The organism is Rhodococcus sp. AD45-ID (genome assembly GCF_003023755.1).
GTDB classification, from domain to species: Bacteria; Actinomycetota; Actinomycetes; order Mycobacteriales; family Mycobacteriaceae; genus Rhodococcus_F; species Rhodococcus_F globerula.
The window spans coordinates 3,451,481-3,468,061 of record NZ_PYHL01000001.1 but is presented as its reverse complement, the minus strand read 5'-3'; the positions used below and the strand labels follow the sequence as shown (position 1 = coordinate 3,468,061).

The window sequence follows — 16,581 nt, the reverse complement described above, 5'->3', positions numbered from 1 at the left end:
ACTCAGGCAGACGGCATGAACCGGTCGATGAAGGTGTTGCTGAAGACTCGGTGCGGATCGTATTTGTCGAAGGTCGCGAGGGCGGCGTCCCAATTTCCGTCACCGCCCGCCCGGAAGGTGGCAGGGATTGTGCGCGTGAGGAATTCGTCGTCCTGATAGGCGGCGTCGTTGGTGAATGCCCAACCCTTCGACCATTCGGGCCGGAAGGTGGCGTAATCACCGGAGTAGTTCGCGACCATCCACCGTTCCATATCCCGAAGGAACGCCGGCAAACCCGGAGTTCCGGGAATGGACACCACATTCATCCAGATGGCGGTGTCCCAGTCGTCGCGATCCGACCGCGGCCGCACCGCCGATAGATCCGGCACGCCGGCACTGTCCACCAGGACTTCGCCGTTGTCGTCGACGCCGCACAGGCGCACTTCGAAGGGCATGTTCACGGGATACTGCCCCATCGATGCGAGGTGCGTCATCCGCTCGTTCAACCACGTTGTCATCTCGTGGATGACACGGGCGATGTTGGAACGCTTCGTGATGACCGCACCGCCGCCCGCGACAACTCGCACCGTGGTGTGTCGCAGATAGAACAGCACGTCCTTGGACCAGCCCCACAGGTCGTCGGTGTCCGTGAGCACCAATCCGGCTGCAACGGCGCCGAACTGGGAAGCGCCGAACAGCGGCGTAGCCGCTTGCAATCCCTTGGCCACCATCCCGAGTGGGGTGGTGACTGCTTCGGGGAGTGCATCGGAGAAGAAGTAGTTGTACGGGCCGTGCACTTCCCTCGACTCGGGCGGTTTGACCGGCGTCGGTGTCCAGATTTTCAGCCACGGCGTGGACGTGAAGGGGAACCAGATAGCTTCGACGCGTCCGGACGCTTCGACAAAGCTCTCGTAGGTGCGACCCGGCGATCCTGGCGGTGCAAAGAGTTCCTGCCACGGGATATCGGTGAAACTCTGGCAGCGCAGCCGGTAGTTCTCGCCGGCTTGCAGGGTGACGGAGGTGACGAATGTGCGCCCGAGATGGGTCAGAAATGCCGTGCTCTCGACATCGGAGCGGGCGAATTCGCGAAGCGTGTAGCTCCCCGAACTGCTGTCCCACACCACGACGGTCATGGCCGTGATCAGGTTGCTCAGTGATCCGAACGACTGTCCGGGGGTAATGGTTTCTCCCGCTGCAGGATAGGTTGCGCCGTGGGCTCCGATTGCGAGCGCGCCGGCAATGGACAGATCCCCGATGGCCGGAGAGTTGGCCCAACCCAAGCCATGGTCCTGCAGCGCCGTGAGGATCGACTCGATGCTGGCACCGGCACCGGCGGTTACGACGGATTGCTCTCCGTCGCTGTGCACCTCGACGGAATTCAGGTGAACCATTGTGTCCACCAACAGCACTCGATCCACTGGTGCACCCGGGACCACTGTCAGCGGGCTCCACCCGTGCATCGTGCCGCGAGCGCGGACGGTGTACCCGTTGCGGTGCGCCCAGTTGGCAAGGGTCACCACGTCATCGGAGCTGCGAGCCGTTGCCGTCCACACGTGATCGAGAACGATCTCCTTGGACCAGTTGGCGTAGGCCTGCTGGGAAAGCGGGATACCGGCCGGGAAGTCGGGCGGCGGAGCGAGGGTGGATTGTGGGCCCCATGGCACCGCTCCGGCCGGCGACCAGGTCAGGCCTGCGAGCGCAGCGGCGCCGACACCGGCCGCCAGGAATCCCCGCCTGCTGACGGATCCGGCGTTGGATGGTCGATCCACTGCGCTTTGATCTGCTGAACCGCTGCGTTCCACGGACTACTCGTCTCTGCCGAATCGGACTTACGTTAGAGATGAACCTAGAACAAGTTCCATTACGATGCCAGTGGTTCCGTAATAAAAAGTTACGGAGTCGGTGAGAACACCGCATAGATGGCTTCGGACGCACCGTCGAACGCACCGACGATCAGCCAGACAGTGAGGAGCGTGAGCGCCGGGCCGATCAACACCTTTTCGAGGTTGCCACCCGCGCGGATCGACAGGAACGACGGAAGTCGCTGTTCCCACCACCGTTTGCCACCCAACGGAATGAGCGGCGCAAGAAACGGCACGCCTTCCTTGGTGATGGCATCACCCAGACAATGCGTCGCACATCCGAGCGCAACTGCGACGCCCAATCCGGTGGACCCAGCCTCGCTCGGATACTGCTGCCACGTCACCGCAGACAGGACCAGCGCCAACGCGGAGACGACCAGCCAGCCCTTGTCCTTCGCAAAGTCCCCCGCGAGACCGCGAATCGCCAACCCCAGACAGAAGAACAACGTGATGATGATTGCGGGCTTTCCGAACTGGACAACCAGCGCGGAAACGCCGGCGCCCAACCCGGCCGCAAACAACGCCGTGTGGGTGAGTGTCCGGTGACCACCACGCCGCTTACCGTCCTTCTTGCCTTTGGTGATCCGATAGAAGGCAACCGATATCGCATCAACACCCTGTGCCAGCGCCTTGCTCAGTGGCCCGAACGACCGGGAAACCGTCGACTGGCTCGTGTCGAGATCCGGAAGCAAGGCAGCACCCGCACATACCCCGGCAAACGTCAGGGTTTCGGCAGTGGAGGTAGGCCCACCCCAGTCGAGGGGCAAGAGTTCGGCAACCACCAGACCCACAGCAGCACCGGACATCGCGTGGGTGGGGCCCATGACCATGAAACACAACACCTTTCGAAACGCGCCCTGTGTCTAGTCCATCGGACTCGACCCAAGACACCACACACATGACGCCGATGGCGACGGCCTCGGCATGTTCGCCGAGACCGCCACGAACGTAGCAAGTGCTACCGACAGACTTCACCGTCGTCGTTCTCGAGTTCAGTACGGTCGTACCGTTCCCGGTCAAAACGGTTCATGCGTAGCTCCTTTCGCGTGTCACCCCGCTGAGCTATTTCGCGTGTCACCCCGCGGCGACAGCGCAAGACAGAGCAACCCCTTCAACCAGCGGAGCGACCCCGGCCACGTCGAGTACTTCTGCCGGAACACCCTCGATCGCCGGGGCCCACTCGACGGTCGGCAGCGCCGGCATTCCCTCACGTGCAATGAAGGTCGCAGCTTCGCTCGGTACTTCAATCGTGAGCGCCGCTGTACCGGCCTCCTCCGCGCGCACAACCTTGCCCTCGTCGATGAGCTTCTGCAGCTCCTCGTCGGAAATCGGCGTCGCGGCACCGCACGCTGCTTCCGGTTCCACACCGGGCTCGGACGGAGCAGTCGCGATGGATCGCACGGCCACCGGCGATCCGTCGGCAATGGGGTTGGAAGCCCAGGCGATTCCCGGAGTCACGGCCAGCCCGAGTACCGCCATGGACGCCACCACCACACCGGTCCGCCTGGCCCGCTTGCCGTTCACTGTCAATCGCGTCATCGTTGCTCTCCTTGATCGAACGTTCTCGAATTCTCGGCGCGGTCGCATCCGAGAAACCCGAGGCTATGAAGCCAACCCTGCAGATCTGTTGTCGGTTTCTTAGGAGTTGATGAGAAAGCGGTGGCCCTCGCTCGGCGCGAGGCCGTCGACCGAAATCCGGTGGCACTATGGCTGGGGTGAGTACACGCGAGCGCATCCTGATCGTTGACGACGACGCAAAGGTACTGAATTCGCTCGAACGTGGACTGCGACTGTCCGGCTTCGACACGGCAACAGCGGTAGACGGCCGTTCTGCCTTGGCCTCGGTGAGCAAGCAGTGCCCGTCTGCCCTCGTTCTCGATGTCAACATGCCCGGTCTTGACGGTGTCGGGGTGGTGACAGCCTTGCGGGCGATCGGCAACGACGTTCCGATTTGTGTACTCAGCGCCCGAAGTTCGGTGGGGGATCGCATTGCCGGGTTGGAGGCGGGCGCCGACGACTACCTCACCAAGCCTTTCGAGTTGGCGGAGCTTGTTGCCAGACTGCGCGCCTTGCTACGACGAACGACGCGAAGCGCCCCGACTCTCGATCACCCGATCACGGTGGGACCTCTGACTGTGGATCTCCGCGGTCATCGCGCCCATATCGGCGGCCGGCGAATCGAACTCACCAAACGAGAATTCGACCTGTTGTCCGTCCTCGCCGAGCATGCCGGCGTGGTGCTGAACCGCGCACAACTCCTGCGACTCGTCTGGGGCTACGATTTTGCCGCCGACACCAATGTCGTCGATGTGTTTGTCACCTACCTACGCAAGAAACTCGAGATCGACGGTGCACCTCGGGTAATCCACACAGTCCGCGGGGTCGGCTTCGTCTTGAGGGCCGAACGGTGAAGCGGCCGCTGTCACTGCAGACCCGAGTAGCCATCGCGTCGGGTCTGGCCGCCGGCATCGTCATTGCCGCGATCGGAATTGCGTTTGCGGTCTTCCTGCGCGTGGGCGGCTCCGAACAACTGGAACGCACTCTCGATTCGGTCACTCTCGGCATTGCGTCGAGTTCTCCGGCTGCAATTCTGTTCGAGTCACCCACCGCAACAACACAACCGCTCGTAGTCGACCCCGGCTTCAATGCCACGGGCATCAGCGCGTTGGCTACTACCGACGTCCGCAGTCGAGATGTGCTCCTCCCGGGCGACAGCGGAGCTGCACTCGCCGTCACCATCCCCGAAGATCCACTCGCGCAGGCAATCCGCGAGCAGCAGTTCCAGGTGGCGGCTGCGGCAGTGGTCGCGATTCTCGCCGCGGCCGGGCTCGGTTGGTTCCTCACCGGCCGAGCTGTCCGCCCCCTGCAGCAATTAACCGAGACCACCAGTTCGATCGGCAGCAACCTCGACGTCGAAGGACTCTCCCTCCGGGCACCGTCAGTCCGTGGGACGCGCGAAGCCGAGGAACTGTCCGAAGCAATCCACAGCATGCTCAGCCGGATCGAAAGCGATCGAAGCCGCACCGAGGAAGCGCTGGAGTCGGCACGCGATTTCGCTCGCGTCTCCGCTCACGAGCTGCGTACCCCGCTGACGTCGATGCGCACCGATCTGGAAGTTCTCGCGACGCTGGACCTCACGGAAAGTCAACGCCGCGAACTGGCCGGCGAGTTGTTGGAGGCGCAGCGCCAGATCGAGCGCACCCTCACCGATCTGGAAACACTCGCCCTGGGTGACGTGGCCGATCCGAAGGACTGCGCCGACGTCGATCTCGTGGAGGTAGCCGATCGCGCCGTCGCAGATGTCGCTCGACTGCACCCCCAGGTCGCCGTCCGTTTGAAAGCGCCGGACGAGCTTTCGGTCCAGGCATTTCCCGCAGGCATTCGTCTGGTGCTGACCAACGCCGTCACCAACTCCGTCCGGCACGGCCACGCCGACGCGGTCGAAATCACCGTCCGAGCCGGGGTGAGCACGGGATCCGCCACGATCGTCGTCGACGACAACGGTGCCGTAATAGCCCCGACCGAGAGAGAAGCGATGTTCGAGCGCTTTGTTCGCGGAACCGGCGCAGGCGAGTCCGGGAGCGGCCTCGGACTTGCCCTTGTCGCTCAACAGGCTCAATTGCACGGTGGCAGCGCACGACTCGACGCAAGCCCTCTCGGCGGAACCCGATTGACCTTCTCCATCAACCCAATTCGACGTGCAGGGCCTCCAACAGCGGTTTTGCAGCCTCGTCGAAAAAGCGGTCTTGCGTATCGCCACCGATCTGCACCAGCGCCACATCGGTGAAGCCCGCATCCTTGTAGGCTTTGACCGCTTCGACGATCGCGTCGAGATCTGGACCACACGGGATGTTTTCTGCCACATCTTCTTTGCGGACGAACTGCGACGCGGCAGCAAACCCGGCCGGGGTCGGCAGCTCGGAGTTGACGGGCCAGCCGAGACCGAACCATCGGAACTGCTGATGGGCCCTGGCGATGGCGACGTCTCGATCGTCATCCCAGGAAATCGGAATCTGACCGATTGCCGTGCGCGCCGGAGGAAGTCCGAACGCGCGACCATGAACATGCTTCCATTGATGAACGAGCCGCGAATCAGGTTCCACACCGATCAGATCGTCCGCCATCGGCCCGAATCGCTCGACGGACTTGTCACCGGACATCGCAATCGCGAGTGGGACAGGAATTTCGGGCAAGTCCCAGATACGTGCCGACTGAACGTCGAAGTACTCACCCTTCCAGGTCACCAGATCTCCGGAATGCAGCGCCCGAATGATGGCAACCGCTTCCTCCAGCATGTCCATCCTGGCATCGATCGACGGCCATCCGTCACCGACCACATGCTCGTTGAGACACTCGCCGGTCCCTAATCCGAGCGTAAACCGCCCATCCGCGAGTATCTGCACCGTCGCGGCCTTCTGAGCGATCACCACGGGGTGATAGCGAATACTCGGACACGTCACATACGTCATCAGATCAACCGATCCGGTGGCGTGCGCAATCGCTCCGAGAACGGACCAGGCGTACGGGGCGTGCCCCTGTTCGGTCAGCCACGGCGAGTAGTGATCACTCATCACCTCGAAGTCGAACCCGGCCTGCTCGGCCCGAACCGCATGTCGGACCAGGTCCTTTGGCCCAGCCTGCTCCGTCATCAACGTGTAGCCGATACGCATCATGGCCGATCATCTCCTCAACCCGAGTGCCGAAAGGGCTGCGCAGTGCCGAATTGGCCGCACTGACAGTCCTACGACTCGACTGCCCGCCGAAGCCTCAGTCGAAACAGTCTCGGCTGGCGCGGATCATGGAATGTACGTGAAAAGTGAAGGAGAATCGTCGTGGATTTTGTCGTCGAATTCATTCTTGCAACGCTGTTCTACTGGTGGGGGCTACTCTGAAACGAGAAAATGCGGGCCGCTGCAAGGAGTTGGATTCCCTTGCAGCGGCCCGCATTCTTACGTACGAGGTTGCCTCTTACTGACCGGCGCGCACGCCTTCTTCGACGCGCTTGCCCAGATCGGCGTCCACGTTCTTCCAGTACTCGAAGACGCGCAGCAGAACTGCTTCGCTTACTCCGGCACTTGCGTGACCGACGATGTTGCTCACGAGGCGCTCACGCGCTGCGTCGTCGAGGACCTCACGGACCAAGGTTCCGGCCTGAGTGAAGTCGCCGTCCTCAGCGTGCTCGATGTATCCGGCGCGAACTGCTTCACCGTCGAACGACCACAGGCCTTCGTCACCGGCAACCGACGGATCGGCGTGCGGTCCGCCATATGAGTTCGGCGCGTACACCGGCGTCGACGGCGAGTTGAAGCTGTAACGCATGGCGCCCTCCTTGGAGTAGGAGTTCACCTCGTTCTTCGGTGCGTTGACCGGCAGATCGGCGTAGTTGGTGCCGATGCGGTAACGATGGGCGTCGGCGTAGGAGAACACACGGCCGAGGAGCATCTTGTCCGGGCTGAAACCGATGCCCGGCACGACGTTCGACGGCTCGAACGACGCCTGCTCGATCTGCGCGAAGAAGTTCTCCGGGTTGCGATTGAGAGTCCACTTGCCGACCTCGATGAGGGGGTAGTCCTTCTGGGACCACACCTTCGTGAGGTCGAACGGGTTGAAGCGGTAGCCCTCGGCCTCGTCGACCGGCATGATCTGAACGTTCATGGTCCAGCTCGGGAAGTTGCCGGCTTCGATTGCGTTGTACAGATCCGCGCGGTGGTAGTCGGGATCGCTGCCGGCGAGGCTGTCGGCCTCTGCCTGCGTCAGGAACTCGATGCCCTGATCGGTCTTGAAGTGGTACTTCACCCAGAACCGCTCACCGGCGGCGTTGACCCACTGGTACGTGTGCGAGCCGAAGCCGTCCATGTTGCGCCACGTCTTCGGAATTCCGCGGTCACCCATCAGCCACGTCACCTGGTGCGCGGATTCGGGACGCAAAGTCCAGAAATCCCACTGCATGTCGTGATCGCGCAGACCCGAACCCGGCAGACGCTTCTGCGAACGGATGAAGTCGGGGAACTTGATTGCGTCCTTGATGAAGAACACGGGAGTGTTGTTGCCGACGAGGTCGTAGTTGCCCTCTTCGGTGTAGAACTTCATGGCAAAACCGCGCGGGTCGCGCCATGTGTCCGGAGAACCCTGCTCACCGGCAACGGTCGAGAAACGCACCAGCGACTCGGTCTTCTTCCCGGGCTGCAGGAACTTGGCCTTGGTGTACTTGCTGACGTCGTTCGTGATGACAAGTTCACCAAAAGCGCCGCCGCCCTTGGCATGAACGACGCGCTCCGGGACGCGCTCACGGTTGAACTGGGCCAGCTTCTCGATCAGGTAGTGGTCGTGAAGCAGGACCGGTCCCTGAGTACCTGCAGTCAACGACTCGTCGTCGCTGGCTACGGGAATACCGAAGTTGTTCGTGGTGGGCTTGGTCATGGCGAAGCCTCCTAAAAGTCAAATGGGCTGTGCGGCAATATGGGCCGTACTGCTAGCGGGCTGCATCGTGATTCTGTGAAACCGCGTCGGAAACAATGCCCGACTCGGCAGAACTCTTCAGGCAATCGTTGCAACGGCCCCAGAACACGACCTCGGCTTCATCGATCTCGAAGCCGTGACGGTCGGACGGTTCAAGGCAGGGAGCTTGGCCGACAACACAATCGACGTCGACGACCTTGCCGCAGCTACGACAGACGAGGTGGTGATGGTTGTCCCCGGTTCTCGTCTCGAATCGTGCGGGTGAACCCGCAGGCTCGATGCGTCGTAGCAACCCTGCGCTTACGCATGCCTTCAGCACGTCGTAAACGGCCTGGGTGGATACGGATCCCAACTGTTGCCGCACCTGCGCTGCAACAGAATCTGCGTCCGAATGCGGTTGGGCTGTAACCGCATTCAGAACTGCAAGACGAGGCGCAGTGACTCGCAACCCGGCCGCACGCAGTTGCGCCCGGAGGTCGAGATCCTGCCCGTCATCTTGCATGGTTCCAGTATGCGCCTTTTCTGGAATTAGTCAAGAAAAGGGTTCCCTAACCAAATAAGTGACGCGGCTCATAGCCTTGGCCAGGGAACAAAACAGCTCGGGCGTCCGTTGATCACTCCGTCGGCGCCCGAACAAGCCCCGGGCCCCACCCCATTGTCGCTGCGAGCGACCTACCGCCGAGAGGCGCCTGTGGGGCGTCGACGCCGAAGGCCGTACAGCGTTTTGCTGTACGGCCTTCACCTTTTTCTCGGTCTAGACGCGCTTGGCGGGGCCCGTCCTCATCCTTCCGTCCGTGATGACGATTCCGTGGTGCGAGCCTGCTACCAGCCAGTTCGGCAAGGTCGATCCCTCGGATTCGACGTCGACGCGCGCGTAACGGAATCTGCCCGTGAGCCGCGCCGACGCGAGAGCCAACCGACCACCCTCGGTGGGTTGCGCAAAGCCCAGAGCTCCCATGATGGGCAGGCGCGGCCCCTTTGCCCGCGCAGTGCTGTTCACCTGCCAACCGTGCCCCTGCGCAGCCACACGGCCCAGGACATCCCCGTCGAACTGCGCGAGAACCTTCGGTAGTTCCCAATGGGTGCGGCCACCGTGCACCGAAGATTCCGAATCCACCGCGATGAAGGGCACCGCCATCCGAGGCATCGGCCCGATCCGCCTACCCGGCGCCCGCAGGACCGGACTCGCCAAGATTTCTCGATACGGCCCCACCGGAGAGTCCAGATAATCGACCATCATCGCCAAGGTCATCGGGATAGTTCTGCCCTCCGGCCCGAGTTCACGTGCCGCCGACGTGCTCCGATGCCACCACAACGTGGCCCGCACCCGCGCCGGCCACGGCGGCGGATCACTCGCCGGCCAGTCCGTGCGTTCGCTTGCAGATTCAGGGACGCTCCACATCGGGCACCTTCTCGGTTGGAAAAATCAGGGGAAGTCTCAGGGCGCCCGAAGCATGCTCGGGCACTACCGGATTGGACGGCGGCGTCGGGACGAGCCGAACGTACGGATCACCTACAGCCGGCCGGGCGTCATCTCCGCCGGCGTTCGGCCACAGCGCGCACGCCCGCTCAGCTTGAGCGGTGATGGTCAGCGAGGGGTTCACACCGAGATTGGCACTCACCACCGAGCCGTCCATCACGTGTAACCCGTTGTGCCCGTAGGCGCGCAGATAAGGATCTACCACGCCAGTCGACGGCGAATCACCTATCGCGCATCCACCGAGGAAGTGTGCCGTCATCGGAATATTCACGATTTCGGCGATGGAACCACCTGGATCACCGTCGATCTTCTGCGCAACTTTACGAATAGCAGTGTGACCTTGTGGAATCCACGTCGGTGGCGGATCACCGGGGCCGGGGCGACTGGTCAGAGAACGCCCGAACCTTCTTGTGTTCTTCGACAGTTCGAGCGAATTGTCGTCCGTCTGCATGACCAGCGCGATGACAGTCCGCTCGGACCAGTTCCGCACAGATAAAGACCGGGCAAATGCGCTCGGGTGACGTGCGGCAACTGCCAGCGTCTTCAGGACTCGCGGCACCTTGCCGCCGCCGTCGCTGAGAACAGTCTGCAGGAGACCTATTGCATTGCTGCCCTTGCCGTATCGCACGGGTTCGATGTGCGTGTGATCGTCCGGATGGAACGACGACGTGATCGCAACGCCCTGCGTGAAATCGCGTCGACGGGACTTCGATGTTGCCGCAAGCACCGCTTCGGAATTGGTGCGAACCACAGTGCCCAGTGCATTCGACAGATGCGGCAGCGCTCCGGATTCCTTCATCCCGAGCAACAATCGCGCTGTCCCGTAGGTACCAGCAGCCACTACCACCTGGTCGGCGGTGAAAATCTGTTCGCGCTTTCGAATACCGTCGGTCCGGCGCGCGAGAAGTTGATACCCACCGCCCTTGCGTGGCCGAAGTTCCCGCACAGTGGTCAGCGGATGAACTCGCGCCCCGGCATGTTCGGCCAAGTGCAGATAATTCTTGACCAATGTGTTCTTCGCACCGACACGGCACCCCGTCATGCAGCCACCGCATTCGGTACACCCGGTTCTCTCCGGTCCTTTGCCTCCGAAGAACGGATCGGGCACCGACACTCCGGCGTCCCCGAAGAAGACGCCAACAGGGGTAGACGTGAATGTCTCGCCCACACCCATTTCTTCCGCGACTTCCTTCATTACGGCGTCGGCGGGCGTGAACGAAGGGTTGGTTCGCACCCCGAGCATTCGTTTCGCCTGGTCGTAGTACGGCGCCAACTCGTCATGCCAGTCGGTGATGTGCGCCCATTGACGATCCTCGAAGAACCGCTTGGGCGGCTGATACAAGGTGTTGGCGTAGTTGAGTGATCCGCCACCAACTCCGGAACCCGCCATGACCAGCACATCCGGGAGCAGGTGAATACGTTGAACCCCGTAGCACCCGATCCACGGTGCCCACAAGTACTTTCGCAGACGCCAGCTGGTTTCGGGGAGCTCGTCGTCGGCGAATCTGCGACCAGACTCGAGCACTCCGACGCGATAGCCCTTCTCCGTCAGACGAAGAGCGGCAACGCTACCGCCGAACCCCGACCCGATGACTACGACGTCGTAGTGCGTTGCCGTCATGCCTCGACGCTTTCGATCTTCCGGGCCGAGTAGTTCTCCCGATCGAAATTCCCCAGCAGAGAACGGAATGTGAAAGTGAACGTCGGCCACTGCACCGAGTTACGTCCCTCCGCATCGATGTACCAACTCGAGCAGCCGCCCTTGTTCCACACCGTGCGCTTCAATTCGTGCTGAATTCCCTTGTTGTACTGCACCTGTACCGACTCATTGACGTCGAGGGTGTCGAGCCCCTCCCGCTTCATGGTGTTCAACGCGTCGTTGACGTACTCGGCCTGAGACTCGAGCATGTACACGATCGAGCTGTGGCCGAGGTTGGTGTTGGGACCGTACATCAGGAACAGATTCGGGAAGCCGCTGACCGTCGTTCCCTTGTACGCGCTGGGGCTACCGTTCCACTGTTCGGCCAGCGTTGCACCGCTCCTCCCCGTTATCAGGTGTGCGACAGGTGGTTCCGTCGGCGTGAATCCCGTCGCAAAAATGATGGTGTCGACTTTGTGCTCGATTCCGTGCCCGTCGACCACTCCGTCTTCGGTGACCGAGACGAGCCCACTGTCGACTAGGCTCACGTCCGCTCGATCGAGGGTTCGCAACCAGTCGTTGGACAGGAGCATTCGTTTGCAGCCGATCGTGAAATCTGGGGTTAGCTTCCGGCGCAATTCGGGGTCCTTCACCTGCCGCCGCAGATGCGCCTTTGCCACCATCTCGAAGGCCGGCAACACCCAGGTGGCATGCGACATCGCCGCACCCAAGGCTTCCCGAAAGCCGTAGACAGTCCCTCGAACAGCCTTCTGCGCCGCGGGAACCTTGGCGTACAGAGCCTTCTGAACTGAGGGAAGTGATCTGTCCGCCCGCGGAATCACCCAGGCGGGAGTTCGCTGGAACACTGTGACATGAGTTGCCTCCTCCACAATTTCGGGAACGAATTGCACCGCCGACGCACCGGTACCGATCACCGCGATGCGCTCGCCTCGCAAGTCGTGCTCGTGGTTCCACGTCGCCGAATGGAAAGTGGTTCCGGAGAACCGGTCGAGACCGGGAAAGTCGGGAACCTTGGGCGTGGACAATGCTCCGGTAGCAGCGACCAGAGCCTTGGCCGTCAGCAACCCCTGGGAAGTCTGTATGTGCCACAGCGACATTCCCTCGTCCCAGACCGCGGCTTCGAGTTCGCAGTTCAGAACCACTCGATCTCCGACGCCGGTATCAGCGGCTACCTTCTTCAGGTAGGCATAGATCTCGGGCTGACGAGCAAAGGTGTGGCTCCAGTCAGCGCTCGGCGCAAAGGAATACGAGTACAGCGCCGTCGGCACGTCACACGCACAACCGGGGTAGGTGTTGTCTCGCCACGTGCCACCGACATCGGCGGCGCGCTCGATCAACACGACATCCGCTGCCGGGTCGTCGCGAAGCACTCTGGCCGCCAAGCCCATACCGGCGAACCCGGCGCCGACTATCAGCGTTTCTACATGTTCGGGAAGTTTCACTTGTTCTCCACTCGGGATTGCCAGGCCGGTAGCAGCCGCGCGCGCAGCGCTTCGTCGGCTTCCGGGGTACGGAACAGGGCGGACACCGCAAGCCCTCGGACAAGTTCGACAGTCAATTCGACTGCCTCGGAATCGAAGCGATCACCGAAGACTTCGGCGCTACCGAACTCGAGTGCCTCACTCACCTTGCGCTCGAGTGGCACAGTTGCCGCATGCAGTGCGGGGTCGGTACGCGCCGCCACCCACAGTTCGAGGGCTGCGTAGAAAAGTGGACCGGAAAACGCGTCGGCCAGTACCTCCAGTCCGCAGCCACTGTCCACCTCCGCGGAAAGGATTTCAGCCAGTCGTTTGTCCACCAGATATTCGACGGCGGCGACGACCAGAGATTCCTTGGTCGGGAAATGATGGAGCTGAGTACCGCGGGATACACCCGCTCGCCGAGCGATCTCCTGGGTGCTTGTCCGCGCGTAACCCAGTTCGACCAGCGATTCAATGGCTGCGTCCAGTAGTCGCCCACGCATCGTGGCTGTACGTTCTGCCTGCGTACGGCTTACTTTCACATCGGAAGTGGTCTCGGTCACATGATGACTGTAGATCGAAAACATAAAACAGTCCAGGCTGACTTCAAATAAACTTTCTCAATCAGTACCATACGGTATAGTATGGTTAATCTCGCGACTCTGCTATCAGGCGGTGACATGACAGCAAGCGATCGAACCCCTACGGCATTCCCCTATTGGGAAGGCATACAAAAACCCGGAATTGCTCGCGCACGCACAATCGTCAAAAAGCTGACCGGTGCCGACATCTTCCCCACTACCGAACAGGCACAACAGTTCTGTAATGATCTCTTCACTGGAGATCCCGTCGCCGAACGATTTGTCGACGAGGTCTATCGCGGCGAGACCGGGGCGAAAACCGGCCGCGCCATGCTCGAAACCGCCCTTACCCATGGCATCGACGCCATGCCGGACGCTCCGGAATCCATGCGCGCACTGTTCGAGGAATTCGAAACGGTACCGGACTGGGTTGATCCGGCACTGGTCGAGCAGGGCGCTGCAATCTGGCGGCGCTGGGGCACAATGCTGTTCAGTTTCGCAGGAGCGGAGACACTGGAAATCTACACCGAATCCGCAATTGCCACGCCGCTCTCCCTCGCCGGCGGGTATGCGGGCGACAACGCATTGCGCCGGTTCCTCGAAACCTGCCGATTCTGGATCGACGTATCCCAACCGGGCGCACTGCTCCAACCTGGATCCGCAGGTCGCGCAACAGCTCTCAAGGTTCGCGTGATGCACGTGTCCGTGCGGTCGCGAGTAGCCGATCACCCGGAATGGGATACCTCGAAGTGGGGGCTTCCTATCAGTCAGAGCTACATGCTCCTGACTTTGATCGCCGGCAGCGTCACCCCTGGCCTCGCACTGTGGACACTCGGCTACCACACGACGCCGTCCGAGATCCGGGCTCTGATCCACTTCCAGAAGTACATGGGACACCTTTTGGGGGTGCGCACCACGTGGTACCCGGAAACTGCCACGGATTCCCTACGCGCACTGGCCATGACGATCGTGTCGCGGTCCTACGACTCCGGCAAGCACGGCAGTGAGTTGATCGAGAGTTACCCGAAGGCTTTTGCGCCACGCGACGGCCATAGCGGACTCACCCGGCTACGAGAGGCGTACAACTTTCGCATCAATTCGGTGTACGCCGCGATGTTCATGGCCCCTGGTACACGGCGCAAGTACCGGATGCCCGGTGTCATTCCCTGGCTACTCATACCCGTCCTGAGATTGCCACTCATCACCGCGATGGAATTGATCAGGCGCTGCGTCCCCGGAACCGGCGCGATCGTGGAAAAGGTGATGGTCAAGCACCGCGAGAACTGGTACCAGGCTCAAATGAAGGGCCGCGAGGCCACATTCGATGCAAGTGGCGCACTACGACGATAGGAGTCGCTCGATGACGACAATGAATATCGTGGAAGCGTGGAACGGACCGGGACGCAAAGACGGTGAGATCACTCGAACGCACCCGAGCGACAACGGCGCGCATCCATCAGACAACAAGTTTGCTTTCGAACACTGGTACTTCGACGCTCACCTCGACAGTGGGCACATCGTGGTTGCGATGCTACAACTGCGCGAACTCGTCAATCGCAAACCCGGAATCGAAATCCATATCTATTCCCCGGACGGTACGCGCCGGGAAGTCGTCAAGCCGTATTCCTCCGCCGACGTCAGTGCATCAACGGACAAGTGCGATGTTCGGATAGGCCCGAACAGCGCTGTAGCCGAATTCGATTCGGGAGACCTGCCGGTACACAGAGTGCATCTCGAAGAAGAAGACATTGTGTTCGATCTCGAATTTCGCAACGACGTACCGAGTTGGATGCCCGGACGCGGACAGACCACGTACGGGGACACCGAGTTCTTCGCCTGGGTTGTCGGCGCACCGCGCGCCTCGGTGACGGGCACCGTCACTATCGGCGGCGCCACACTCGATGCCCGTGGTCGCGGCTATCACGACCACAACTGGGGCGTCGGGGACATGAAGCGGATCATCGATCGCTGGTACTGGGGGCGGTTGTATGTCGACGACTTCTCACTGGTCTACGCCACCGTGCACACCCAGAAGAAATACGGCGAGCACTGGTCGCTGCCGCTGATGCTGGCCCGCGGTAGCAGTGTCGTTCTGAGCAACGGTGAACTGGAAATGACCGAAGGGCCGACTGTCTTCCACGACGTCGCGAATCGCTCGTTTCCGTCGACGCTGCGTCTCCACATTCCGGGGTCGGTGGATCTCACGCTGACGGTGCGCGAGGTAGTTCATGCGCACGACTTCCTGGCTGACGTTCCGGTAGCCCGAACCCGACTGGTCAAGCCCGTACTGAATCGACTTCTCGGCCGCCCCGGATATTTTCGTTTCCGTTCCGACTTCGTTCTGAAGGTGACGATCGACGGGGAAATGATCGAACGGACAGGATCAACTCTGCACGAGATGGTTGCGCTCAAATGAGCGATCAGGCATTCGAGTGTGGACGTTGCGCCATCAGCTTTCCTGCGTCAGCAACGTGAAGATTTTTCGGAGCTCGGCGCTGGTGGGCGTCGGGAGACTGCCTCGGCCGTGCACGAATCCGATTCCGGCATACACCAGAGCACCTGCCCGCAGGCGTGCACCTTCGGCGTCAAAATTCAACTCCAACAGTGCTTCCTGGATGATATCGAAGATTCGTTGATCGAGCTGACGCACAGCCTCGGCGACTTTCTCGTCACTTCGTGCCCATTCTCGCACCGCGATCTCGACGGACCAATTACGCTCGTCGATCAGTAGTTGGGCCATCATCTCGAATCGCTGCTCCACCGGAATTGATTCGACAGACGCGAGCCCTCGCACAGCGTCGTTCTGTGTGCCGCACCAATAGTCGGCCATCGCTTCCATCAGCGCGCCGAGATCGTCGAAATGCCAGTAGAAGCTGCCTTTGGTGACTCCGAGTTCGTCGCACAACGTGGAAATCTTGACCCCGGAAACCCCCTCTCGCACGAGAAGATCAAAGGCCGCGTCGAGCCAACTCTCGACGCTCAGACGGTTGGCCCGCGCCATCAGCGCAGGCCGTTCTCGCGGGCGCGTTCAGTTCTCACTCTCACTCCTCGATCATAGATGCCTACGGCTGGTCCATCGCATCACTGCGTGACACCACGT

15 protein-coding genes are annotated in these 16,581 nt (G+C 61.5%); 4 read left to right on the top strand and 11 right to left on the bottom strand.

Going from position 1 to position 16,581, the window contains the following annotated elements; all coding sequences use genetic code 11:
* Positions 1 to 2: 2 nt before the first annotated feature.
* The 3 genes from C7T36_RS15895 to C7T36_RS15885 all read right to left on the bottom strand — a co-directional run bounded on the left by C7T36_RS15895 (position 3) and on the right by C7T36_RS15885 (position 3,380).
* Positions 3 to 1,748 carry a cholesterol oxidase substrate-binding domain-containing protein gene (locus tag C7T36_RS15895; RefSeq protein ID WP_045066877.1) on the bottom strand — a complete coding sequence of 582 codons (1,746 nt, stop codon included), beginning with the start codon at positions 1,746 to 1,748 and terminating at the stop codon, positions 3 to 5.
* A gap of 122 nt (positions 1,749 to 1,870) precedes the next feature.
* Positions 1,871 to 2,671 (bottom strand): metal-dependent hydrolase, encoded by an 801-nt coding sequence (locus C7T36_RS15890; RefSeq protein ID WP_033235971.1) that lies wholly within the window; start codon positions 2,669 to 2,671, stop codon positions 1,871 to 1,873.
* Between the two features lie 244 nt (positions 2,672 to 2,915).
* Complete coding sequence (locus C7T36_RS15885) at positions 2,916 to 3,380, bottom strand: hypothetical protein (protein ID WP_045066540.1); 465 nt, start codon at positions 3,378 to 3,380, stop codon at positions 2,916 to 2,918.
* A gap of 167 nt (positions 3,381 to 3,547) precedes the next feature.
* On the opposite strand from C7T36_RS15885, the gene C7T36_RS15880 reads away from it, so the two are divergent.
* Both C7T36_RS15880 and C7T36_RS15875 read left to right on the top strand, forming a co-directional pair.
* The gene (locus C7T36_RS15880; RefSeq protein WP_033235912.1) at positions 3,548 to 4,252 is read left to right on the top strand and encodes a response regulator transcription factor; all 705 of its coding nucleotides are present in this window, start codon (positions 3,548 to 3,550) and stop codon (positions 4,250 to 4,252) included.
* Positions 4,249 to 5,628, top strand: coding sequence for a sensor histidine kinase KdpD (locus C7T36_RS15875; protein ID WP_045066538.1), 1,380 nt, complete (start codon positions 4,249 to 4,251; stop codon positions 5,626 to 5,628). Before C7T36_RS15880 ends, C7T36_RS15875 begins: the two co-directional genes overlap by 4 nt.
* On the opposite strand, the gene C7T36_RS15870 is transcribed toward C7T36_RS15875, so the two are convergent.
* The 7 genes from C7T36_RS15870 to C7T36_RS15840 all read right to left on the bottom strand — a co-directional run bounded on the left by C7T36_RS15870 (position 5,525) and on the right by C7T36_RS15840 (position 13,403).
* Positions 5,525 to 6,514 (bottom strand): LLM class F420-dependent oxidoreductase, encoded by a 990-nt coding sequence (locus C7T36_RS15870; RefSeq protein WP_033235910.1) that lies wholly within the window; start codon positions 6,512 to 6,514, stop codon positions 5,525 to 5,527. The genes C7T36_RS15875 and C7T36_RS15870 overlap by 104 nt on opposite strands.
* Positions 6,515 to 6,809: 295 nt before the next feature.
* Positions 6,810 to 8,261: a catalase gene (locus C7T36_RS15865; protein ID WP_033235909.1), complete on the bottom strand. Its 1,452-nt coding sequence runs from the start codon at positions 8,259 to 8,261 to the stop codon at positions 6,810 to 6,812.
* 52 nt (positions 8,262 to 8,313) lie between these two features.
* The gene (locus C7T36_RS15860; protein WP_045066537.1) at positions 8,314 to 8,802 is read right to left on the bottom strand and encodes a Fur family transcriptional regulator; all 489 of its coding nucleotides are present in this window, start codon (positions 8,800 to 8,802) and stop codon (positions 8,314 to 8,316) included.
* A 252-nt stretch (positions 8,803 to 9,054) separates the two neighbouring features.
* Entirely contained in the window at positions 9,055 to 9,702 is a 648-nt protein-coding gene (locus C7T36_RS15855; RefSeq protein WP_045066535.1) for a hypothetical protein, read from the bottom strand.
* A complete protein-coding gene (locus C7T36_RS15850; RefSeq protein ID WP_045066534.1) occupies positions 9,686 to 11,401 on the bottom strand; it encodes a GMC oxidoreductase in 1,716 nt (571 codons plus the stop codon). Before C7T36_RS15850 ends, C7T36_RS15855 begins: the two co-directional genes overlap by 17 nt.
* A complete protein-coding gene (locus C7T36_RS15845; protein WP_045066533.1) occupies positions 11,398 to 12,882 on the bottom strand; it encodes an NAD(P)/FAD-dependent oxidoreductase in 1,485 nt (494 codons plus the stop codon). Before C7T36_RS15845 ends, C7T36_RS15850 begins: the two co-directional genes overlap by 4 nt.
* Positions 12,879 to 13,403: a TetR/AcrR family transcriptional regulator gene (locus C7T36_RS15840; RefSeq protein ID WP_239654700.1), complete on the bottom strand. Its 525-nt coding sequence runs from the start codon at positions 13,401 to 13,403 to the stop codon at positions 12,879 to 12,881. The genes C7T36_RS15845 and C7T36_RS15840 overlap by 4 nt, the downstream gene beginning before the upstream one ends.
* Positions 13,404 to 13,580: 177 nt before the next feature.
* Here C7T36_RS15840 and C7T36_RS15835 point away from each other — a divergent pair, with 177 nt between their 5' ends.
* Together C7T36_RS15835 and C7T36_RS15830 are read left to right on the top strand one after the other, a co-directional pair.
* Entirely contained in the window at positions 13,581 to 14,831 is a 1,251-nt protein-coding gene (locus C7T36_RS15835; RefSeq protein ID WP_045066532.1) for an oxygenase MpaB family protein, read from the top strand.
* A 10-nt stretch (positions 14,832 to 14,841) separates the two neighbouring features.
* Positions 14,842 to 15,897 (top strand): lipocalin-like domain-containing protein, encoded by a 1,056-nt coding sequence (locus C7T36_RS15830; protein WP_106939759.1) that lies wholly within the window; start codon positions 14,842 to 14,844, stop codon positions 15,895 to 15,897.
* Between the two features lie 33 nt (positions 15,898 to 15,930).
* On the opposite strand, the gene C7T36_RS15825 is transcribed toward C7T36_RS15830, so the two are convergent.
* Positions 15,931 to 16,482 (bottom strand): TetR/AcrR family transcriptional regulator, encoded by a 552-nt coding sequence (locus C7T36_RS15825; RefSeq protein ID WP_033235901.1) that lies wholly within the window; start codon positions 16,480 to 16,482, stop codon positions 15,931 to 15,933.
* Positions 16,483 to 16,581: the final 99 nt, after the last annotated feature.